The following is a 21768-nucleotide window of genomic DNA, read 5'->3' as shown; positions in this document are numbered from 1 at the left end:
TCTCTATCCGGTTTTTGGCGGGTTGATTATTGAGTGATATTCAACACAGTAACAGGCTTATCAGGACCACTCACCCGCAACCAGTTTATGAACATCAAATGCGTCGTTCATCGACTGGCCGGTAGACTGTGACCCTGGCGCGAGGTTAGAACCCGCTTCAACGTCAGAGGCTTTAGTCATGCCGATTTGGCTATTGGCGTCACTGGCAGGTGTGGTTTCGGCATCAGCAGCGAATACGCCAAAAGAGAGTGCGGAAAGCACTATTGCTGCTGCAGCGGTTTTGATTTTTTTCATAATGATTATTCTCTTACTGAATTAAAGCAAAATGACTTAAGGCATAAATCTGCCTGTGTTTTTAGTGTAGATCTGGATCACACTTCTGCCTAGTCAATTTATTTATCAATTCGTGTCAAATAAATTGAATATCTATATCAAAACGTAATTATGAAGAAATTATGGAGAAAGCTGCGGACCAATTATTTTAAAACGGTGTTTATTATAAAACAGCACAGTTTCTGAAAATAAAAAACGGGCCGATAATATTTCGGCCCGCTTCAATTACATTTTGTAGCCAAGAGAAACGGTGGTTCGGCGGTCGGTATGATCCGGCGCAGAGGCTGGAGGTGAAGAGTTCCAGGTCACGTTATAAGCCACTTTCAAACCGAAGTGTTCATTGATGGCAACGTTCAGCGCACTCTCAGAGTTCAGCGTTGTATCATCAGCACCAAACACCGATACACCCTGCGTAAATTTGGTGGTGTCGGTCATCTGCCAGGCATAGGTACCCGATGCATAACCTAACGGTTGGGTTTTGGTATCGCCATCGGTGTACTCGTCATAACGGACACCAGGACCGAATTCAAAACGGAAGCTGTGCACCGGTCCGTTCAGGAACTGACGGCCATAACCTGCGGTAAAGACATCGCGCTGACGGTAGCCATTGTAGCGGTCAGTTAACCAGCTCGCCTGGCCGAAGAGATAGTCATAATCGGTCATGTTATAACGGCTACGCCCGCCTACGGCATATTTCTCCGAAGAACGTTCGTCGTTAGCGGACGTGTTGCTGGCATTCCCCCACAGTGACCAGGCGGTGGTGTTGCCGTACCAGGTCAGCGTGCTGTCTGCCGTCAGGGAAGAGCTTTTTGTGTTACCAGATTGCGCCAGATACCCTGCGTTCAGGTTACCTTCAAAGGGTTTTTGCGCCGTAGCGGGATCGTCCATGACAGTAAAAACGGAGTCATCGGCGGTTGCATTCATTGATGCAAACACACCACCCGCCAGCATCAGTGCAGCAGGAACTGTCTTCAAAAGCTTCATTTTATTAAGGAGTCCATACAACAAAAAAAGAGACCGTCACGGTCTCGGAAACTTTCTTGAGGATCAATGACAAGGCGTCCAGAGAAAGGTAACAAATTATAAAAAGCCGCTAATAACATAGCAATGTTTTCTTATTTCGTTTTTTGAATAAGAACGATCTCAAAACATGTTTTAATTTATATATCTGCAGCGGAGACTTCGTCAGTATTCATATTTAAAATCATACTGTTATTTACATTGCCTTCCTGCCGATCGGTGCCAGGCTTAAAACAACCCATGCTAAAAGGAGGTAATGATGGTTTCTATCTACACGCTGACACTCTCCCCTTCCCTCGATTCCGCCACCCTGACCCCGCAAATTTACCCGGAAGGTAAATTGCGCTGCAGTGCCCCGGTATTTGAGCCTGGCGGCGGCGGCATCAACGTGGCGCGAGCCATTACGCACCTGGGCGGCAAAGCCACGGCCATATTCCCGGCCGGGGGAGCCACGGGTGAACATCTTGTTTCTCTGCTGCTGGATGAGCAGGTTACCGTGCAGACCGTCGATGCCAAAGACTGGACCCGACAGAATCTGCACGTACATGTTGAATCTTCCGGTGAACAGTACCGTTTCGTTATGCCCGGTGCGAAGCTAAGTGATGATGAGTTTCGCCAGCTCGAAGAGAAAGTGCTGGCGATTGAGAGCGGCTCGATGCTGGTCATTAGTGGAAGCCTGCCGCCGGGGATCAAAACTGAAAAACTGACGGATCTTATCCGGGCGGTTCAGAAACGCGGGATTCGTTGCATTGTCGACAGCTCCGGCGAAGCGCTACTTGCGGCGTTAGAGCCGGGGCATCTTGAGCTGGTCAAACCGAATCAGAAAGAGCTGAGCGCACTTGTCAATCGCGAGCTAACCCAACCGGATGACGTTCGTACAGCCGCTCAGGAACTGGTTAAGTGCGGCAAAGCACTTCGGGTCGTCGTCTCGCTTGGCCCTCAGGGGGCGCTGGCTGTAGACGAAACCGGATTTGTCCAGGTCGTCCCGCCGCCCATGAAAAGCCAGAGTACCGTTGGTGCAGGCGACAGCATGGTGGGTGCAATGGCGCTGAAACTGGCTCAGGGTGCTTCGCTTCTGGAGATGACGCGCTACGGCGTCGCTGCGGGTAGTGCTGCAACCATTAACCAGGGCACACGGCTCTGCTCGCTTGCCGACACGCAGAAAATCGTCGACTACCTGTCCCGTAATTAACGCACTTTCCCCTTCGTCATGAAGGGGAAAGGCGCGCCATAGTCGCCAAACGCGTACTATCGACTATGCTAAGAAAACTTTCATGATAACAATGAGGTGAATTATGAGCAGTGGTGACATCACCCGCTACGTCGTAACCGTGAATATTCATGAAGCGTCACTGACTGAACTTAACGAACTCAACAACGCTTTTACCCGGTCCAACTTTCTGCTCACGCTGACGGACGAGGAAGGCAATATCCATGACCTGGGAACCCTGTCATTCGGCCTGATCAGCGCCCTCAGTAAGGATGACGTTAACGCGCTGGCATGCCGTCTGGTTGAGAGCGCGACCGACAAAGCAGCCGAAATTGAGGTGGAAACCTGGGAAAACTGGCAAAAAAAAGAACAATAAGTGCCCTGTATGAAACTAAACCGCTCAGGTGTGCGTTAGTTCGTATTTTTTTACAGCCGTTTTGCGCTAACTTTATGATCTGGCAGACAACATGGGAGAGACATCATGTGGCAGGCTATCAGTCATCTTTTAAGTGAGCAACTGGGTGAAGGTGAAATTGAACTGCGTAACGAACTGCCAGGCGGAGAGATCCACGCCGCGTGGCATTTACGTTACGCGGGTCGCGATCTTTTCGTGAAGTGCGATGAACGTGAGCTTCTCCCTATCTTCACTGCCGAAGCCGATCAACTGGAACTGCTGTCGCGGAGCAAAACCGTTACCGTCCCGCAGGTGTGGGCAGTTGGCAGCGATCGTGATTACAGCTTTCTGGTGATGGAGTATCTCCCGGCCCGCCCGTTAGATGCGCATAATGCGTTCATTCTCGGCCAGCAGATTGCCCGCCTGCATCAGTGGAGCGATCAACCGCAATTTGGCCTTGATTTCGATAACGATCTCTCCACCACGCCGCAGCCGAATGCCTGGCAGCGTCGCTGGTCGACCTTCTTTGCCGAACAGCGTATCGGCTGGCAGCTGGAACTGGCCTCCGAAAAGGGAATGGAGTTCGGTAATATCGATGCCATCGTCGAACATATTCAGCAGCGTCTGGCCTCGCATCAACCTCAGCCTTCGCTGCTGCACGGTGATTTGTGGTCTGAAAACTGTGCGCTGGGGCCAAACGGGCCGTACATCTTCGACCCTGCCTGTTACTGGGGAGACAGAGAGTGCGATCTGGCTATGCTGCCCCTGCACCCCGAGCAGCCTCCGCAAATTTACGACGGGTATCAGTCGGTTTCGCCCCTGCCATCGGATTTCCTCGAACGCCAGCCAATTTATCAGCTTTATACCCTGATTAACCGGGCCATTCTGTTTGGTGGCGAACATCTGGTAAACGCACAGCGCGCCCTGGATCGCATCCTGGCAGCCTGACGGCAACACGGGTGGTCACACACCACCCGTTTTACGCTTAAATAAAACCGAGCAGAGAGAAGAAGAAGTATCCGGCCACGATAATGATCGCTGGCAGGATATAGAGCGGGAAAATCTGCAGTAAAATCGTATGGCGCGGCACCACGATGCGCGACTCAATCTGTTGACGACTCAACCCTTCAGGCCCTTTGGCCTTCTCCAGAATCAGCTGATCTTCCACGCCTTCACGCAAAAAGCGCGTTTGACGGCTCATGCGAGCGCCGGATGCCTGCAACGCTAAGGCAATAAAGATCAGCGCGTAGATAATCCAGAATCCAACGTTTAACTGCTGATGAAAATCCGGCGTGGGCGAGTTGAACCAGAAAAAGTTCAAGAACGGCGTGTTAAAGCGCATCATTTCAATCATGACATGAGCAAAATCAAGCATTACCGCATTGATACCCGGCTGTTTTTCACTGTGATCGTACATAAATTTGAGCACAGAAATCAGCGTGGAAATCACGGCCGGAATAAAAATGACCCAACCGGCAATACGTTTTAAGACAGCGATGCGTCCAGCTTGTTGATACGTCATCAGTTCCCCTTCAAAAAGACGCGTTATTTGTGCCTAAGTCTACCTGCTGCCCATCATTTTCGCCCGCTCTTTAAAAGCAATATGCTAAATTGCTTGTGCTTAGCACCGATCGTCTGTCGAACACCTGAGAGAAGGAGACGTTGTGATGTCGACACCGCGCCAAATACTTGCCGCTATTTTTGACATGGATGGGTTGTTGATTGATTCCGAGCCCCTGTGGGATCGCGCTGAACTGGATGTCATGGCCAGCCTGGGCGTAGATATTAGCCGTCGTAACGAACTGCCCGATACGCTTGGGCTGCGCATTGATATGGTCGTTGAGCTGTGGTACGCCCACCAGCCGTGGGCAGGGCCCGATCGCGATGAAGTCACCGCACGCATTATCCAACGCGCCATTACGCTGGTCGAAGAGTACAAACCTCTTTTACCTGGCGTTCGGGAAGCCGTCGCGCTGTGCAAAGCACAAGGGCTTAAGGTCGGGCTGGCCTCGGCCTCACCGCTGCACATGCTGGAAAAAGTGCTGACTATGTTTGAGCTGCGTGACAGCTTCGATGCGCTGGCCTCCGCCGAAAAACTCCCTTACAGCAAGCCGCACCCGCAGGTTTACATGGACTGCGCCGCTAAACTCGGCCTCGATCCCCTGACCTGCGTGGCACTGGAAGATTCCGTTAACGGCATGGTCGCCTCAAAAGCCGCACGTATGCGCTCTATTGTTGTTCCTGCTGAAGAAGGCCGCCACGATCCCCGTTTCGCGCTGGCTGATGTAAAACTGACATCGCTTGCCGATCTGACAGTTCAGCATCTGCGCGGCGAATAATACGCATCTACAGGCAGCGTTCGCTGCCTGAAATTAAAAATAAAACATCGTTTCATATTATTTGCTTTTCCTGCGCCTGCCTCCTATCCTTACGTTCAGAACGACAATAACCCTATATCTGAGGCGCGTATGATACTGGATACCTTCACTCTTTCAGGTAAAGTGGCCCTTGTCACCGGATGCGATACCGGTCTGGGACAAGGAATGGCGCTCGCACTGGCGCAGGCCGGATGCGATATCGTTGGCGTAAACCGTAAAGTCCCCGAAGAAACTGCCGCCCTCGTAACCGCATGTGGAAGACGATTTATGGCAATTCGTGCCGATCTCGGTCAGCAGGAGAGTATCCAGAGCGTGGTGGATAGCGCCGTCGGGGAGATGGGACGCCTTGATATCCTGGTGAATAATGCCGGGACTATCCGTCGACAGGATGCGCTGGCGTTCAGTGAAAAAGACTGGGATGACGTCATCAATCTGAATCTCAAAACGGTGTTTTTCCTCTCTCAGGCTGTAGCGAAGCAGTTCATTGTTCAGGGCCAGGGGGGAAAAATCATCAACATCGCCTCCATGCTCTCTTTCCAGGGCGGGATTCGCGTTCCCTCTTATACCGCGTCCAAAAGCGGCGTACTTGGTATCACGCGTCTGCTGGCAAACGAGTGGGCGGCGCATGGCATCAATGTGAACGCCATCGCGCCGGGTTATATGGCAACGAATAACACGCAGCAACTGCGCGATGACGAGCAGCGCAGCCAGGAGATCCTCGACCGTATCCCCGCCGGACGCTGGGGGCTCCCGGATGACCTGCAAGGTCCGGTGGTGTTTCTCGCGTCAGCGGCATCGGATTACGTCAACGGGCACACGCTGGCCGTCGACGGTGGCTGGCTCGCGCGTTAACACCACATTGTGACAAAGAGTTACACCGTCACCTCTTTCGCGCACTGTATAAAAACCCTATACTGTATGAATCGACAGTTTTCTGGGTTTTATCATGACGGCGGAAGGCCACCTGCTTTTTTCAATTGCATGCGCGGTGTTTGCAAAAAACGCTGAACTGACCCCTGTGCTGGCACAGGGGGACTGGTGGCATATTGTCCCTTCCGCCGTATTGACCTGCCTGCTGCCGGATATTGACCATCCGAAATCGTTTCTCGGGCAACGGTTAAAGTGGGTATCCAAACCCATTGCCAGAGCGTTCGGCCATCGCGGATTTACCCACAGCCTGCTGGCCGTGTTTGGCTTGTTAACCCTCTTTTACCTTAAGGTTCCTGAAAGCTGGATTGTGCCCGCCGATGCCATTCAGGGTATGGTGCTCGGCTATTTAAGCCACATTCTTGCGGATATGCTGACGCCTGCAGGCGTTCCGCTGCTCTGGCCCTGCCGCTGGCGCTTCCGTTTCCCTATTCTCGTCCCGCAAAAAGGGAACCAGTTGGAGCGCGTTCTGTGCATGGCGCTTTTTGCTTATGCCGTCTGGATGCCACAAACATTGCCCGAAAATGGTGCAGTTCGCTGGTCATCACAGATGATTAATTCGCTGCAGTTTCAGTTCAATCGTTTTATTAATCACCAGATCGAACATTAAACCGACAAAACAATCACATTTGTCATAATCCATTCCATTTGGATATAAGCGCGACATCACACTTCTGCTAACCTTGCGCCAACAGGTTCGGGTAAACCGACCACATAATAAATCAGGAGAACGGGGATGAATTTTCCACTCATCGCGAACATTGTCGTGTTCGTTGTATTGCTATTGCTTCTTGCGCAGGCGCGCCACAAACAGTGGAGCCTGGCGAAGAAAGTGCTGGTTGGTCTGGGCATGGGTGTCGTATTTGGTCTGGCATTACAGGCTATTTACGGTTCCGATAATCCGGTTCTGAAAGACTCTATCCAGTGGTTTAACATTGTCGGTAACGGCTATGTTCAGCTGCTGCAAATGATCGTTATGCCACTGGTCTTTGCCTCAATTTTGAGCGCCGTTGCCCGTCTGCATAACGCCAGTCAGTTGGGAAAAATCAGCTTCCTGACCATCGGTACACTGCTCTTTACCACGCTGATTGCAGCGCTGGTCGGTGTACTGGTGACCAACCTGTTTGGCCTGACCGCCGAAGGTCTGGTGCAGGGCACAGCGGAAACGGCTCGTTTGACGGCGATCCAGACCAACTATGTGGGTAAAGTTGCCGATCTGACCGTTCCGCAGATGGTGCTCTCCTTCATTCCGAAGAACCCGTTTGCTGACCTGACCGGCGCAAGCCCAACCTCCATTATCAGCGTGGTAATCTTCGCTGCATTCCTCGGTGTGGCAGCACTGAAGCTGCTGAAAGACGACGCGCCGAAAGGCGAACGCGTACTGACCGCTATTGATACGCTGCAAAGCTGGGTGATGAAACTGGTTCGTCTGGTGATGCAGTTAACGCCATACGGCGTGCTGGCGCTGATGACCAAAGTGGTTGCGGGCTCTAACCTGCAGGACATCATTAAGCTGGGCAGCTTTGTGATTGCCTCTTACCTCGGTCTGGGCATCATGTTTGTGGTACACGGTATCCTGCTGGGCGTGAACGGCGTAAGCCCGCTGAAATACTTCCGTAAGGTCTGGCCGGTCCTGACCTTCGCCTTCACCAGCCGCTCCAGCGCCGCGTCTATTCCGCTGAACGTTGAAGCGCAGACGCGTCGCCTGGGCGTGCCGGAGTCTATCGCCAGCTTCTCTGCCTCTTTCGGTGCCACCATTGGTCAGAACGGTTGCGCAGGCCTCTACCCGGCGATGCTGGCGGTAATGGTTGCGCCGACGGTGGGTATCAACCCACTGGACCCGGTCTGGATTGCCACGCTGGTTGGTATTGTCACCATTAGCTCCGCAGGTGTTGCGGGTGTGGGCGGTGGCGCGACCTTCGCAGCGCTGATTGTTCTGCCAGCTCTCGGCCTGCCGGTAACGCTGGTTGCGCTGCTGATCTCCGTTGAACCGCTGATCGACATGGGCCGTACCGCGCTGAACGTCAGCGGCTCCATGACCGCCGGGACGCTGACCAGCCAGTGGCTGAAGCAGACGGATAAAGCGATTCTGGAAAGTGAAGACGACGCCGAACTGGCTCACCGCTAATCACTGCTGAAATAAAAAAACCGCCTGATGGCGGTTTTTTTATGATTGTTATTCTTCAACTTCCTCGTCCTGACGGGTCTGTACCGCCCATCGCTGCGCCGATTCCGGCATCGAAAAAGCAGGAGAACGGCGAAAATGCTCACCAATAAGGACAAAGGCGACGTATTTGCCCCGTAATTGCCACACATCGCGAAAACCATCTACCTTCAGGGCGTGTTCGGGCGGCGCAGGTTCGACGCGGGGCACGTAGCTAATAACAGGACGGTTTTGTTGACGAAATGGTTTCATAAGCGACTGGTTCACTAAAGCACATTCTTGAAGCAGGAAATTTCTATCATAGCCGATTCTCCCCCCATGCGTCGCGCCTTCCATGCTGCAGAAAGCCCCTTTCGCTAAGCAAGTCTTCTGAAAACTCTTAGTTCGCCTGTCATCTCACGACATTGTTCTATCCTTAATAGGGTTTTTGGCAATGAATAAAGGAGAAGCGTGCAATGTCGAACAAAGATAAACCACATCAATCACCCATTCATGGCACTGAAGAATCTCAGCCGGGTATGGACTCGCTGGCTCCCGCTGACGGATCTCACCGCCCTTCCCCAGGCCCATCGGCTCCAGGCGATCAGCCCACTGCACCGGGAAGTATGAAATCCCCGGAGAACGGAAATGAAAAGCTCAACGCACTTGAACCTCATCGTAAAGGCGGAGAAGGCTTTGCGCTCACCACCAACCAGGGAGTGCGTATCGCTGATGACCAAAACTCCCTGCGCGCAGGCAACCGGGGGCCGACCCTACTGGAAGATTTTATCCTGCGTGAAAAGATCACCCATTTTGACCACGAGCGCATACCGGAACGTATCGTTCACGCCCGCGGTTCCGCCGCACACGGCTATTTCCAGCCCTACAAAAGCCTGAAAGCGATCACCAAAGCGGACTTCCTCTCCGATCCCGATAAAATCACGCCCGTGTTTGTGCGATTCTCCACCGTGCAGGGTGGCGCAGGCTCGGCCGACACGGTGCGCGATATTCGTGGCTTCGCGACCAAGTTTTATACCGAAGAGGGGATTTTCGACCTGGTCGGCAATAACACGCCGATTTTCTTCATTCAGGATGCGCATAAATTTCCTGACTTTGTCCATGCCGTAAAACCAGAGCCTCACTGGGCTATACCGCAGGGACAAAGTGCGCATGACACCTTCTGGGACTACGTTTCCCTGCAACCAGAAACATTACACAACGTGATGTGGGCAATGTCTGACCGTGGGATTCCGCGCAGTTTCCGCACTATGGAGGGGTTTGGCATCCATACCTTCCGCCTGATCAACGCCGAGGGCAAAGCGACGTTTGTCCGCTTCCACTGGAAGCCGGTTGCAGGTAAAGCCTCGCTGGTGTGGGATGAGGCTCAAAAGCTGACCGGACGCGACCCGGACTTCCACCGTCGCGAACTATGGGAAGCCATTGAAGCTGGGGATTTCCCGGAATATGAACTGGGACTTCAGCTCATTCCGGAAGAAGACGAGTTTAAATTCGATTTCGACCTGCTTGATCCTACCAAGCTGATTCCGGAAGAGCTGGTGCCGGTACAACTGGTGGGCAAAATGGTGCTCAACCGCAACCCGGATAACTTCTTTGCGGAAAACGAGCAGGCTGCGTTCCATCCGGGTCATATCGTTCCCGGTCTGGATTTCACCAACGACCCGCTGCTTCAGGGACGCCTGTTCTCCTACACTGATACGCAGATCAGCCGTCTTGGTGGCCCGAACTTCCACGAAATCCCGATTAACCGCCCAACCTGCCCGTACCATAATTTCCAGCGTGACGGGATGCATCGTCAGGATATCGACACCAATCCCGCGAACTACGAACCGAACTCGATCAACGATAACTGGCCGCGCGAAACACCGCCAGGCCCGAAACGCGGCGGGTTTGAGTCGTATCAGGAACGCGTCGACGGGGCAAAAATTCGCGAACGTAGCCCGTCGTTCGGGGAGTATTACGCTCATCCTCGCCTGTTCTGGAACAGCCAGACCCCAATTGAGCAGCAGCATATTATCGGCGGGTTCAGTTTCGAACTGAGCAAAGTGGTGCGGACGTACATCCGCGAGCGCGTGGTCGATCAGCTGGCGCATATTGATATTCAGCTCGCCCAGAGCGTGGCGGATAACCTCGGCATTACCCTGACCGATGAGCAACGCAATCTTGCACCGCCGAAAGAGGTTAACGGCGTGAAGAAAGATCCGTCGCTGAGCCTTTACGCGGTGCCGGGTGGTTCGATTAAGGGCCGCGTGGTCGCCATCCTGCTGAACGACAAAACCCGCGCCAGCGACGTGCTGGGGATTATGCAGGCGCTGAAAACCCAAGGCGTGCATGCGAAACTGCTTTATTCCCGTATGGGCGAGGTGACGGCGGACGATGGCTCAGTGCTGCCGATTGCCGCGACCTTTGCCGGCGCGCCATCGCTGACGGTGGATGCGGTGATTGTGCCATGCGGCGATATTGCCAGCCTGCTGACCAACGGTGACGCCGTATATTATCTGCTGGAAGCCTATAAGCACCTGAAACCGATCGCGTTGTCCGGCGACGCGCGTCAGTTTAAGGCGCAGCTGAAGGTTGCCGAGCAGGGTGAGGACGGTATTGTCGAGGGAGATAACGTTGACGATGCGTTTATGACGAAGCTGTTTGATTTGCTTGCGGCGCACCGCGTCTGGTCGCGCAGCAGTAAGATTGATCAGATCCCGGCGTAAAACCATTCCCGGTTGTGCGGCCTGATGCCCTCACCCCACCCCTCTCCCACGGGAGAGGGAGAAAACAATAAAAACGGTAACCCAGGTTACCGTTTTGCTTTTACCTCGCCACCGGGCTTTATCTCAAAGATCCCCAAACGTCCCCAGACGATATCCGCGCTCGGCAATCGCATATTTCAGCGACGCCGACGTCAGCACATCCAGCTCCGTCAGGCGCGGCCAGCAATAAGCACTCTTACGCACGATGTTATCGACAAACGCAGGATGCGCCATCACCTCCAGCGAACATTCACCTCGCGCGGCTGAGGCATCCAGCACCTGCAGGAACAGCGCTTCGTCGATCGCGTCGCCGTAAAATGCACTGCTGAACCCCTCCGTTGTTGTCACGGCGAACTCCGGCAATCCGCGCACCTCTCGATCCACACGCATCGCCACGCCCTTTCGTTGAGCAAATTCCACAACAATCGGGAAAATCGCCGGGATCATATGCACATGATGGTGGCTGTCAATGTGCGTCGGCTCACGTCCAAACAGGTCAACAAAGCGGTTAAACTGGCAATCCAGCTCGCGGGCAATCTCATCGAGCGGCAGAGCATCCTGCTCTGCCAGTTCCCAAATCCATTTCCCCAGCTGTCCGTCGCGCGTCAGACCCGGCATCGGTGACAGCGGCATTCCCAGCGTGAGCACAAAGTGCATCCCCACGCCCAGGCCCGGCGCTTCATGGCTCAGTTGGGCGGCATGTTCAATCGCCTCACCGTTGACTAATGCCGTTGTGGAGGTCACTACCCCCCGACGACAGGCTTCAATAATGCCGTAGTTCTGCCCTTTCGACAGGCCAAAATCATCGGCATTTACGATCAGCAGGTTTTCCATTGCTCATCCTCTTAACGGTGTTTGAACTTCAGTTTCTCAACCGTTGCAGCAAAGTTTGGCAGCCATTTTTCGTGCGCCAGGATCATCTCACTCGCCAGCTGTTCTGCATCACGGTCAGAATGGACCAGCGGGCTGAGGTTCAGCGCCAGAAGTACGTCGTTCAGTTCGCCGCTCAGCGCCGCATGGCTTGCCGCCACTTCAAACCCTTTGATGGTGTGAATGAGGCCCATCACCTTTTCATCGAAGTGGGTGATGCGCGGATGCGGTGTTGCGCCATCACGACCGAGGATACAGGTCATCTCAACAGCCCAGTCTGCCGGAATATTGTCGATGTGCCCGTGGTGCGGCACGTTGACGTAGTGCTCAGCCTGCTTGTCGTTGTAAATCGCGTTGATCACTTCGCACGCCGCGTCCGAGTAATACGCCCCGCCACGCTGCTCCAGCTCTTTCGGTTTAACGTTCAGGTTCGGATCTTTATACAAATCAAATAGCTGCTTCTCAACTTTCTGTACCACCTGAGCACGCGCACCGCCCTTATAATACTCGCCCATTTCAATGGCCAGCATCTCTTTCTGCTTGAAGTAGTAGAGCAGATAGGAGCACGGCAGCAGATTCAGCGAGCGGATCAGCCCTTCACTGAACGGCAGATCGAAGATGTTTTTCACGGACGCCGCAGTCAGGCGGCCGGATGCCACGCCGTCGAGCAGTTCGGCGAAGCGCGATTGACCATTCACCATCACATCTTTGATAAACACCATGTGGTTGAGGCCGAACAGATCGATAGAAAGATCGTCGCTGTCGGACAGTTCCAGCACATCGCGGATAAACATCTTCATGCCAATCGGGATATTACAGACGCCAATAAAGCGTTTGAAGCCGGTGTGACGATAGACTGCCTCGGTCACCATCCCGGCCGGATTGGTAAAGTTAATCACCCATGCATTCGGGCAGATCTCTTCCACATCTTTGATGATGTCGAAAATCACCGGAATGGTACGCAAACCTTTGAACAGACCGCCCGCGCCGTTGGTTTCCTGGCCCAGATAGCCATGACTCAGCGGAATACGTTCGTCCAGCTCGCGCGCTTTCAGCTGGCCAACGCGCAGTTGGGTTGTCACGAAGTCAGCATCTTTCAGCGCCAGTCGGCGATCGAGCGTTTTATGCACGGTTAATGGCACACCCGCTTTTTCAACCATGCGTTTGCACAGGTCGAAAATAATATTCAGCTTCTCCTGCCCTTCCTCAACGTCCACCAGCCATAATTCACTGACCGGCAGTTCATGATAACGTTTCAGGAAACCTTCCAGTAATTCCGGGGTATAGCTGCTGCCGCCGCCAATGGTTACGACTTTTAATTTCTGTTGCATAATATCTCCCTTAGCGTATCAGGTTAACCGCCTGCAAGGTATAGCGTTCTCTTCCCGCTATTTGGGCAAGCAATTAAGTCAATATTCGTGGCGGATAACTCCGCCGAATGTTAATTAATTACCGTCAGATTTTTCCGGTAACTGTTCGGTGTGAATGAAGTAAATTTTTTAAAGGTCTTAATAAACAGGCTGGGGCTACTGTAACCGGACTCATAAGCAATGTCGGTGACAGAATAGTTAGTAATCTCAAGCTGTTTCTTGGCAAAATTAATGCGGATCTCATTAATAATTTGCACGGGCGTTTTGCGATAATAACGCTGAGTGGCGCGGGTTAAATATTCCTGCGATTTACCCGACAGTGCGACCATATTTTCCAGTGCATTGTCGCTGAACTGTCCTTTGTCGTGCATCAGCTCAACGGTGCTGCGCAGCCACTGCGGGATATCGTCAATCACCTGTTGCTCTTCACGGTGGTGACGCAGGCGGTTCATTACGTAGAACGTCACGGTTTCAATAAATTCATCAAACTCGTTGTCGCGGAAATTCAGCGAGGCGATGACCGTTTCGATCCAGGTCATAAACTCGTTTTTCACGCGATACACCTGTGAGGCCACAAAACAGAACGGCACCAGCGGCAGATAATGTTTTTCAAAGAAGCGTCTGCTCACGCCGACATTAAGAATGCGCGTGGCACCAAATTCATAAAAGCTCTGGTGGTAAGACCCCATCGGCAGGAAGACAAAGTCACCGCGCTCCAGCAGGACGCGCTTGCCGTTGATCTCCTGGTAGTAGCGTCCGGTCAGAACAATCGTGAACTCGTAGTAGTCATGCTGGTGCAGACCACTGGCGCTCTCCGTCTTGTTGTAGATAACCACGTGAAAATTTTTGCCATTAAACAGTTGCTGCTCAAGTGCGGTTTTAATTTCCATCGCGCTGACCTCCTGCTGCTAAATCTGACCTACTGCATTTTCTCGTGAAGCTCGATAAGCTCCGCCACCAGCTCGCGCGCCAGCATGGAGGTCATCAAATGATCCTGCGCATGCACCAGCACCAGGCTCACCTTCATCTTCCCTTCGCCCTGGTCACCTTCGATGAGCTTCGTCTGAACCAGGTGAGCTTCATTTAAGGCGGTACGGGACTGATCCATCATGGTTTTCGCTGCAGCGAAATCGCCCTGCTTAGCCTGTTTGAGGGCGGCATACGCCAGGCTGCGCGCTTGCCCTGAGTTAATGATGAGACCCATCACCACCTCTTCCAGATCGTTCTCTGCGGCCTCTTCTGCGACGATACTATCCAAATCTAACATCTTTTTGCTCCTTTTCGCTGGCGCGGGTTGCCCCGCGCCGTGCAATTTTAGAATTTCAGTGCGAGGGCGATATCCTCTTCGCTCTCTTCTTCATCGATAACCGTTGCGGCTTTATTCGCAATCGCCACGAATGGCATGTAGAGCAGTGTTGCAATCCCGAGGTTAAATATCGCCAGCAGGAAGGCAGCGACGCTACCGTTGGTGTTGAAGAACGCACCCAGACCGGCTGGCATTGTCCACGGTGCAATGTTGGTCACCGGCGGGATAATACCCAGGTAGTACGCCGTCAGGGTAATCGCGGCCAGCAGCGGCTGCACCAGGATAAACGGAATGAACATGACCGGGTTCATGATGATTGGCAGACCAAACAGAATCGGTTCGTTAATCTGGAAGATACCGGACGGCAGTGCCAGCTTCGCCACCTGACGGTGGTCAGCGCGGCGAGAGACAATAAAGACCGCGATGATCAGACCCAGCGTCGCCCCGGTACCACCCAGGAAGATATAGGAGTCAAGCATCGGCTTCGCCCACACATGGAAGGTTTTACCGGCTGCCAGCGCCGCATCCACGGAGCCGTACTGCTGGTAAAGCGCAACGTTTTCCAGTGCCCACGGGGTCATAATGCCGCTGTCCAGCGCCGCCAGTGCCAGTGAACCATGCACGCCGAAGAACCACAGCAGGGAGGTAAAGATGACATATGCCCAACCGACCACGCCACCCATCGACGCCAGCGGCGTAGAGATGGAGTCCATGATGATCTGGTGGAAGTTTGTCCCCCAGTGAGAGAGCGCCCAGGCGATAATCCCCATAATGGAGAGAATAATGAAGCCTGGAATCAACGCGGAAAATGAACGAGAAACGGAGGCCGGGACGCTGTCCGGTAAACGGATCACCCAGTTACGACGAATAATGAAGGTGAACATCTCAGCAACCACCAGCCCGATAACAATACCGGAAATAATGTTTGCCCCACCCAGCCAGTTGGCTCCCACAGCATAAGCCTCGCCCACGCTGTATGGCGTCACCGTCATAAAGGCCGCGACGGATAATAAACCCGCCGCCAGAGGATCGACTTTTCGCTCTTCAGCCAATGCCATTCCAATAAAGAAAGGTGCCATCAGCGACATAATACCCAACGTACCGTTGTATACATTGCCGCCGATGGCTTTAAAGCCATTGAGAGTCTCAATAGTCGAAGCGTCTAATCGAATTCCTAATGAATAAAAGAAGGAACCTTCACCAAAGCTCAGAAAAACGTTGTTAATTAAAACGAACATTGCCCCGGCCAGCGTCAACGGCATTAATTTAATAAAGCCGTTTTTGATGGCATTAACGTGAGGCTGCTTTCCTATTTTAACAGCAAAAGGAAGGAGTACCTTTTCAAGTGAAGCGATGACTTTACTCATAGGAAAATACCCTTAAATGCCGCAACGAGAGTTACGGCGTATTGTGTGTGAAATTACTCTTTGACGGGAAAAATAAAAAATTAATTTGCAGCTTTTTTAATCGCCGCAACAGCAGCTTTTAATACACCTAAACCATCGATCTTGCCGTACAACCCGGAGTCAATGACTTCAACCGGCTTGTTTGGCAATAAACGTTGAATTTCTGGCAACATGTAAGCGATTTGTGGCCCCAGCAAAATAACATCTGCAACCTGGCCCTTTTCGCCCGCCAGCGTCTCTGGAAACGCTTCAATCACCACAGGGACTTCATACTTTTCAGCCTGCGCACGCATCTTTGACACCAGAAGCGAGGTTGACATGCCCGCAGAGCAGAACAGATAGATATGTTTCTTTTCCATAGTAACTTCCCTCTTGTATAACCGCTCGCCGTCGCACTCTCACTCGACTCGCTATCCTGGCAGACGGGCGGTTTGCTTACTGTTGTTTATCGTTGAAGTGAGTATACGCAATGGTACAAGGAGGGGATAATTCTGGATAGAGACAAATTGTCTCTCATTGACCTGGCGTGTTGACTACCTTCACATTTCAGGCAAATAATTCGCGCAAAGAAATAAGATTTACGTATGAATAAAAAAACCGGCACAAAGGCCGGTTTTTTAACATCCTCAGGCAAGCAGGTTACTGTGCCTTAGGTGCCTGCGGGTCGGTATCGTACTCAGCACAGGTCTGATAACCGGAATTGATCACATGACCGGTATCATCCAGGGCGACGAAATAGGTCTCAGTCTTACCATCACGTTGACCCAGGATGTATGTCTGGCACGTACCACGTGCATGGATCATGGTCACTTCAGAAGAAGGCTTACCCGCAATCGCAGCAACCTGTGAACGCGTCATCCCTTTTTTGACATCTTTCACCACAGGCTGTGTGAATTGATCTTTGGTGCGATCGTAAGCCGTACACCCTGCCAGCATAGTCAGTACCGCCGCTGCACTTAGAATTCCTGCTACATTCTTGTTCATATTCCGTCCTCTTGTTTATCAGCGTGTTATCTAAGCATGGAATAAAAGATACTATTGTTCAACTTTGCGAGTAACGCCAGACGAATTTCGGAAAATTCTAATAAAACAACGATAAGCTGCTAAATCGTCGTAATTAAGCGCACTTGAAACTGTGATCCTTGTCGTTTTCCGCCCAACGGGTTAGTTTTAACAGATAACTCTTTTTGTTTAGTTCTGCATATGGAGGGCGTAATGGCTCTGCAACAAGACATTATTCAGGCGCTGGGCGCGAAGCCAGCGGTAGACGCAAATGAAGAGATCCGTCGAAGCGTCGATTTTTTAAAATCCTATCTCAAAGCGCACCCCTTCCTGAAGTCTCTGGTGCTCGGCATCAGCGGCGGTCAGGACTCCACCCTGACGGGCAAACTGTGCCAGATAGCCATTTCCGAACTGCGTGACGAAACGGGCGATAACGCCCTGCAGTTTATCGCAGTGCGCCTTCCGTATGGCGTACAGGCAGATGAGCAGGATTGTCAGGACGCCATCGCCTTTATCCAGCCGGACCGCGTTCTCACGGTCAATATCAAAGGTTCCGTGCTGGCAAGCGAGCAGGCGCTGCGCGAAGCAGGCATTGAACTGAGTGATTTTGTGCGCGGCAACGAAAAAGCCCGCGAGCGCATGAAGGCGCAGTACAGCATTGCAGGCATGACGAAAGGCGTTGTTGTGGGGACCGATCACGCAGCAGAAGCGATTACCGGCTTCTTCACCAAATACGGTGACGGCGGTACGGACATTAACCCGCTGTTCCGCCTGAACAAGCGTCAGGGCAAACAACTCCTTGCCACTTTGGGCTGTCCGGAACACCTTTATAAGAAAGCGCCAACGGCCGATCTGGAAGACGATCGCCCTTCCCTCCCGGACGAAGCGGCGCTGGGCGTAACCTACGAGAACATTGATGATTACCTGGAAGGCAAAAAGCTGGATGAAGGTACGGCGAAAATTATTGAAAGCTGGTATCTGAAAACCGAGCACAAGCGTCGTCCGCCGATTACCGTGTTCGACGATTTCTGGAAACGTTAGTCACAAGCGAGGCGGGCAGCACCCGCCTCTTTTTTAACCATCCGACACCTGCTACACTGTATGCCTGAACAGTATAGGGAGTGTTGTGTGAGCAGGCGTCAATCAGCCCCGCGTCTTGAATTCGAAGCGGCGGCCATCTATGAATATCCCGAACATCTTCGCCCCTGGCTTGAGGCTCTGCCGAAGCAACCTGGCGTCTATTTCTTTCACGGTGAAAGCGACACCATGCCGCTGTATATCGGTAAAAGCGTCAATATTCGCAGCCGGGTTATGTCTCACCTGCGCACGCCAGACGAAGCGGCGATGCTTCGACAGTCGCGGCGTATCACCTGGATACAGACAGCAGGTGAGCTGGGTGCGCTGCTGCTGGAGGCCCGGCTGATAAAAGAGCAGCAGCCGCTGTTTAATAAGCGCCTGCGCCGTAATCGCCAGCTCTGTTCTTTACAGATCAGCGCCGGTAAGCCTCAGGTGGTGTATGCTCGTGAGGTCGATTTCTCCCGTGCGCCCAACCTTTACGGTCTGTTTGCCAACAAACGCGCTGCGCTGCAAACCCTGCAATCCCTGGCCGATGATTTACAGCTTTGTTATGGGGTGTTAGGGCTGGAAGCCGTGACGCGCGGACGCGCCTGCTTCCGTTCTGCGCTCAAGCGCTGTGCGGGTGCCTGTTGCGGGAAAGAGAGCGTTGAGGAGCATCATGCACGGCTCCTTAGCGGGCTGTCTTCCATTAGCGTCAACTGCTGGCCGTGGGAAGGTGCCGTTGCGCTGAAAGAGAGCCGGGATGAAATGACGCACTACCATATCATCCATAACTGGCTGTGGCTGGGTGCCGTTGAAAACGTAAGCGACGCCAATGCCCTGTTGCGCACTCCCGCCGGATTCGATCAGGACGGCTACAAAATTCTCTGTAAACCCTTACTGACCGGTGAGTATGAGATCATACCGCTCAATGGCCCGGCAGCCAGCGAATTTCGCTGAACAGCAGGGTTCCTTCAGATTCCAGTAAACGCAGCGTGTGAGTTCCGCCTTCCCAGCAGGCTCCCTGATCGGCCGTCAACAGTTTTTCACCCAACTGCCACGCGCCGCTTAGCACGAAAACCACACCGCCACGCGATCCGAACGTGGTAAAGGTCCGGTCTGCCACACGCACCTTCGCCTGGCAATGGTCCCGTCGGGTCATGATGTTGAAGTCCATCGACATCTGGCCGTCGGTCAGCAGCGCTTTTACCGGCAGGTCACCTGCAAAACTATAAGGTTGATGATGTTTCAGGGTATGGCTAAACGCCTTTCCCGCATCCAGTGTGACCTCGCCACCCTCCAGCAACGTGATCACGCGGTCAACGCCGGGAAAAGAGGAGAATTCGCCATTGCTGGCAATGGACGCAATACTGGCGCGCCAGGAAAAATCACGCGTTGCGGGAGGAAAACAGCAAATCTCACGTGTTTCGCCAGCACCATTACGCCAGAGACTGACCGGCATTTTACGGATATCAAAATACTCCATCACCACTCCTGAAGGGCACAATATGTGCCAGGGCAACGGTATCGCTACCGCTGCGATCTTGATTGTTATAGTCAGGTAATCACGAACGTATTATCGGCAGCAGAGCAGACATGCCTTAGCCAGCGTGGATAAAAAAATATAACGCTATGACTCTGTTAGACATTATCTGAAGCGACTACAGGAGAATACCGCGCTTCTGGCAACAGACAAGAGGGTGTGAAAGAAAAAACCGCCGGTCCTGTCCACAGCGATTTCGCTTTTGTAGACAGGAGCCCGGCGGTCTTAAGAGAGTGAACCGATTATTCGGCTGGTGCTGGCATTTTACCTTCCGGTGCGCGACGTTCTGTCAGACGCTTCTCAAAATTGGCATTAAACTGTTTTTTCTGTTCCGGCGTCAGAATGTTGTAGATCTTATTCTGGGTTTCCATACGAGCCAGCATGCTGGCTTTATGCTGTTCCGCCATTTTGTCGATCTGCGCTTCGGCTTTTGCTTTATCGAAGCTGTCGCTGGCGATGATGTCATGCATCGCACGACGTTCTTCCAGTGGAGGACGTTTCATCTGGTCGCGCTGGCTTTTCATGATCTCGCGAACCTGCTGTTTCTGTGCATCGGTCAGGTTCAGATCTTTAAACATCATGTCGTGGTGCATACCTGGCTTGCCTTTATGATGCATCATCATTTTACCTTCAGCAGGTGCTGCTGTGGTGGTCGCCGTATCTGCAGCGAACGCCATGCTGGTCGCGCCCAGAGCCAGGGTAGAAGCAACAAACAGTGCAGTTAATTTACGCATAATGTATTTCCTTACTTTCAGTTATTCTTCGGCGCTATGCCGTGTTGACGAGATTAACTTTACGGGGTTTATCGTCAATTAGTCAGAGCAACGGTAAAACAATGAAAGTATAAAAAACACATTTTCACCAAATATGGAGAAATTAAGGAAAAAGCGTGGAGAGTTGAAACAATAATATTCAACACGATGATTTTAAAGAGATTATGAAGAAGTATAACGAAGCAACGGGTAATAATAAAGCAATTATCCAGGAATAATCCGCAAAACAAACGTGACCGCCTTAATCGCTAAGAAAATAGTGCTCCTTTCCCCCTCACCAGTAAAAGAGGGGGAATCAGTCAGGACAATTTTTCCAGCATCAGTCCTGCTCTCAGGCCAAATGCCACAGAGGGATTCGGGAATAAGACATACTCAGTGCTTTTCTGCACCTCATAGCGCTCCTCTCCGTCTTCTGCCAACAGCACGCCCTGGCGGAATGGCGTAAAGTTCAGGGTATGCGCTGCCATGTGCAACTGGAAGGCGTCGCTGCGACGGGTAATCTGCTGCACTACACGGTAACGCGCAACGGGCTCCGGATTATGTTCCGGTGTCGTTCCACCGAGCAATGCCCTGAGCGCAGCATGCGTGGGCGCAAAGCGTGTGAGATCGTTATGCCCGAACGGCAGCGCTTTGCCCAGTTCCAGCGTGCAGGCCAGCGCACCGAAATGTTCACAGGTAAAGTGGGTAAAAGTGCCGCCTGGCGACTGGTGGAACACCAGCGCCTCCAGCCCTGCATCACCGAGCCAGGTCAAAAAGTCTTCATCCCACGGCAGGCTACGCTGCGGCAAAACGCCAAAACGCAGATGGTACGAGGCGCGGATTGCCGTGTGCAGATCGAGGTGCCAGCGGCATGGCCCGGCAGCGGTAAAAAACGCCGTTACCGTCTTTTCCAGCCACTGCGCGCGCGCCGTTTCGTCACTTTGCGGGAACTGCGCCCAGCGACCGCCGAACATGCGGTTAATATCGCTCACCAGATAACGTTTATTTTGCGCCAGCGCAGGTGGATTGCCGAGAATCACCAGCAGACGACATTTCAGGGTAATGTCGCCGCGGTACAGGGCATGAAGCAGCAGATCGACAATCTCAACGGGTGCCGTTTCGTTACCATGAATCCCCGTTGAAAGCAGAACCGACAAACCGGCATCCGCGAATGGCGTCAGTTCGAGCACGCCACGCCCGATCCACCGCCAGTTGAACGACGGGCCTTCACCCTCGCGCTGCTCCGGCACGTTATCGGCCAGCGTCAGCGCCAGTAAATTTTCCATACCTTCT

General features: G+C 52.8%; 24 protein-coding genes. 10 read left to right on the top strand and 14 right to left on the bottom strand.

The features are described from left to right. Positions 1-60: 60 nt before the first annotated feature. Positions 61-294 carry a YdgH/BhsA/McbA family protein gene (locus EoCCA6_RS21035; RefSeq protein ID WP_152084310.1) on the bottom strand — a complete coding sequence of 78 codons (234 nt, stop codon included), beginning with the start codon at positions 292-294 and terminating at the stop codon, positions 61-63. 264 nt (positions 295-558) lie between these two features. Beyond that, positions 559-1317 (bottom strand): DUF481 domain-containing protein, encoded by a 759-nt coding sequence (locus tag EoCCA6_RS21030; protein WP_152084309.1) that lies wholly within the window; start codon positions 1315-1317, stop codon positions 559-561. A gap of 295 nt (positions 1318-1612) precedes the next feature. On the opposite strand from EoCCA6_RS21030, the gene pfkB reads away from it, so the two are divergent. The 3 genes from pfkB to EoCCA6_RS21015 all read left to right on the top strand — a co-directional run bounded on the left by pfkB (position 1613) and on the right by EoCCA6_RS21015 (position 3905). Continuing rightward, positions 1613-2545, top strand: coding sequence for a 6-phosphofructokinase II (pfkB, locus tag EoCCA6_RS21025; protein ID WP_152084498.1), 933 nt, complete (start codon positions 1613-1615; stop codon positions 2543-2545). A 103-nt stretch (positions 2546-2648) separates the two neighbouring features. Then, positions 2649-2939 carry a type V toxin-antitoxin system endoribonuclease antitoxin GhoS gene (gene ghoS / locus EoCCA6_RS21020; RefSeq protein ID WP_152084308.1) on the top strand — a complete coding sequence of 97 codons (291 nt, stop codon included), beginning with the start codon at positions 2649-2651 and terminating at the stop codon, positions 2937-2939. A 105-nt stretch (positions 2940-3044) separates the two neighbouring features. Beyond that, positions 3045-3905, top strand: a complete 861-nt coding sequence (locus EoCCA6_RS21015; protein ID WP_152084307.1) for a fructosamine kinase family protein — start codon at positions 3045-3047, stop codon at positions 3903-3905. A gap of 37 nt (positions 3906-3942) precedes the next feature. Here the strand turns inward: EoCCA6_RS21015 and EoCCA6_RS21010 are convergent, their stop codons facing one another. Beyond that, on the bottom strand, positions 3943-4479 hold the full coding sequence (locus tag EoCCA6_RS21010; protein ID WP_152084306.1) for a YniB family protein: 537 nt from the start codon (positions 4477-4479) through the stop codon (positions 3943-3945). A 145-nt stretch (positions 4480-4624) separates the two neighbouring features. On the opposite strand from EoCCA6_RS21010, the gene hxpB reads away from it, so the two are divergent. The 4 genes from hxpB (at position 4625) to tcyP (ending at position 8390) form a co-directional block, all read left to right on the top strand. Next, positions 4625-5296, top strand: a complete 672-nt coding sequence (gene hxpB, locus EoCCA6_RS21005) for a hexitol phosphatase HxpB (RefSeq protein WP_152084305.1) — start codon at positions 4625-4627, stop codon at positions 5294-5296. 129 nt (positions 5297-5425) lie between these two features. Further along, positions 5426-6187 carry a 2-dehydro-3-deoxy-D-gluconate 5-dehydrogenase KduD gene (gene kduD, locus EoCCA6_RS21000; protein WP_152084304.1) on the top strand — a complete coding sequence of 254 codons (762 nt, stop codon included), beginning with the start codon at positions 5426-5428 and terminating at the stop codon, positions 6185-6187. Between the two features lie 94 nt (positions 6188-6281). Next, entirely contained in the window at positions 6282-6872 is a 591-nt protein-coding gene (locus tag EoCCA6_RS20995) for a metal-dependent hydrolase (RefSeq protein WP_152084303.1), read from the top strand. Between the two features lie 126 nt (positions 6873-6998). Further along, on the top strand, positions 6999-8390 hold the full coding sequence (gene tcyP / locus EoCCA6_RS20990) for a cystine/sulfocysteine:cation symporter (RefSeq protein WP_152084302.1): 1392 nt from the start codon (positions 6999-7001) through the stop codon (positions 8388-8390). 48 nt (positions 8391-8438) lie between these two features. Here the strand turns inward: tcyP and cedA are convergent, their stop codons facing one another. Continuing rightward, positions 8439-8678: a cell division activator CedA gene (gene cedA, locus EoCCA6_RS20985; protein WP_232623288.1), complete on the bottom strand. Its 240-nt coding sequence runs from the start codon at positions 8676-8678 to the stop codon at positions 8439-8441. 203 nt (positions 8679-8881) lie between these two features. Between cedA and katE the strand changes: the two genes are divergently transcribed. Next, the gene (katE, locus tag EoCCA6_RS20980; protein ID WP_152084300.1) at positions 8882-11131 is read left to right on the top strand and encodes a catalase HPII; all 2250 of its coding nucleotides are present in this window, start codon (positions 8882-8884) and stop codon (positions 11129-11131) included. 123 nt (positions 11132-11254) lie between these two features. Here katE and chbG read toward each other — a convergent pair whose 3' ends face one another. The 7 genes from chbG to osmE all read right to left on the bottom strand — a co-directional run bounded on the left by chbG (position 11255) and on the right by osmE (position 17106). Beyond that, positions 11255-12004, bottom strand: coding sequence for a chitin disaccharide deacetylase (gene chbG, locus EoCCA6_RS20975; RefSeq protein ID WP_152084299.1), 750 nt, complete (start codon positions 12002-12004; stop codon positions 11255-11257). A gap of 11 nt (positions 12005-12015) precedes the next feature. Then, a complete protein-coding gene (locus EoCCA6_RS20970; protein WP_152084298.1) occupies positions 12016-13371 on the bottom strand; it encodes a 6-phospho-beta-glucosidase in 1356 nt (451 codons plus the stop codon). Between the two features lie 110 nt (positions 13372-13481). Continuing rightward, positions 13482-14300 carry a transcriptional regulator ChbR gene (chbR, locus tag EoCCA6_RS20965; RefSeq protein ID WP_152084297.1) on the bottom strand — a complete coding sequence of 273 codons (819 nt, stop codon included), beginning with the start codon at positions 14298-14300 and terminating at the stop codon, positions 13482-13484. Between the two features lie 29 nt (positions 14301-14329). Beyond that, positions 14330-14677 carry a PTS N,N'-diacetylchitobiose transporter subunit IIA gene (gene chbA / locus EoCCA6_RS20960; protein ID WP_006174844.1) on the bottom strand — a complete coding sequence of 116 codons (348 nt, stop codon included), beginning with the start codon at positions 14675-14677 and terminating at the stop codon, positions 14330-14332. Positions 14678-14724: 47 nt separating this feature from the next. Next, positions 14725-16083 carry a PTS N,N'-diacetylchitobiose transporter subunit IIC gene (gene chbC / locus EoCCA6_RS20955; RefSeq protein WP_152084296.1) on the bottom strand — a complete coding sequence of 453 codons (1359 nt, stop codon included), beginning with the start codon at positions 16081-16083 and terminating at the stop codon, positions 14725-14727. Positions 16084-16163: 80 nt separating this feature from the next. After that, on the bottom strand, positions 16164-16481 hold the full coding sequence (gene chbB / locus EoCCA6_RS20950) for a PTS N,N'-diacetylchitobiose transporter subunit IIB (RefSeq protein ID WP_152084295.1): 318 nt from the start codon (positions 16479-16481) through the stop codon (positions 16164-16166). 280 nt (positions 16482-16761) lie between these two features. Then, positions 16762-17106, bottom strand: coding sequence for an osmotically-inducible lipoprotein OsmE (gene osmE / locus EoCCA6_RS20945; protein WP_152084294.1), 345 nt, complete (start codon positions 17104-17106; stop codon positions 16762-16764). 231 nt (positions 17107-17337) lie between these two features. On the opposite strand from osmE, the gene nadE reads away from it, so the two are divergent. Both nadE and cho read left to right on the top strand, forming a co-directional pair. After that, on the top strand, positions 17338-18165 hold the full coding sequence (gene nadE, locus EoCCA6_RS20940; RefSeq protein WP_152084293.1) for an ammonia-dependent NAD(+) synthetase: 828 nt from the start codon (positions 17338-17340) through the stop codon (positions 18163-18165). Between the two features lie 87 nt (positions 18166-18252). After that, positions 18253-19140, top strand: a complete 888-nt coding sequence (gene cho / locus EoCCA6_RS20935; RefSeq protein ID WP_198440045.1) for an excinuclease Cho — start codon at positions 18253-18255, stop codon at positions 19138-19140. On the opposite strand, the gene ves is transcribed toward cho, so the two are convergent. The 3 genes from ves to astE all read right to left on the bottom strand — a co-directional run bounded on the left by ves (position 19109) and on the right by astE (position 21761). Next, positions 19109-19666, bottom strand: coding sequence for an environmental stress-induced protein Ves (gene ves / locus EoCCA6_RS20930; protein WP_152084291.1), 558 nt, complete (start codon positions 19664-19666; stop codon positions 19109-19111). The two genes, cho and ves, sit on opposite strands and share 32 nt — an antisense overlap. A 299-nt stretch (positions 19667-19965) precedes the next feature. Further along, entirely contained in the window at positions 19966-20457 is a 492-nt protein-coding gene (gene spy, locus EoCCA6_RS20925; RefSeq protein WP_152084290.1) for an ATP-independent periplasmic protein-refolding chaperone Spy, read from the bottom strand. A 338-nt stretch (positions 20458-20795) separates the two neighbouring features. After that, positions 20796-21761, bottom strand: a complete 966-nt coding sequence (astE, locus tag EoCCA6_RS20920) for a succinylglutamate desuccinylase (RefSeq protein WP_152084289.1) — start codon at positions 21759-21761, stop codon at positions 20796-20798. Positions 21762-21768 lie beyond the last annotated feature (7 nt).

This window comes from Enterobacter oligotrophicus, assembly GCF_009176645.1.
In the GTDB taxonomy this organism is placed as follows: Bacteria; Pseudomonadota; Gammaproteobacteria; order Enterobacterales; family Enterobacteriaceae; genus Enterobacter; species Enterobacter oligotrophicus.
Note: the sequence above shows the minus strand (reverse complement) of the source record. Positions and strands in the feature narration are given on the sequence as shown.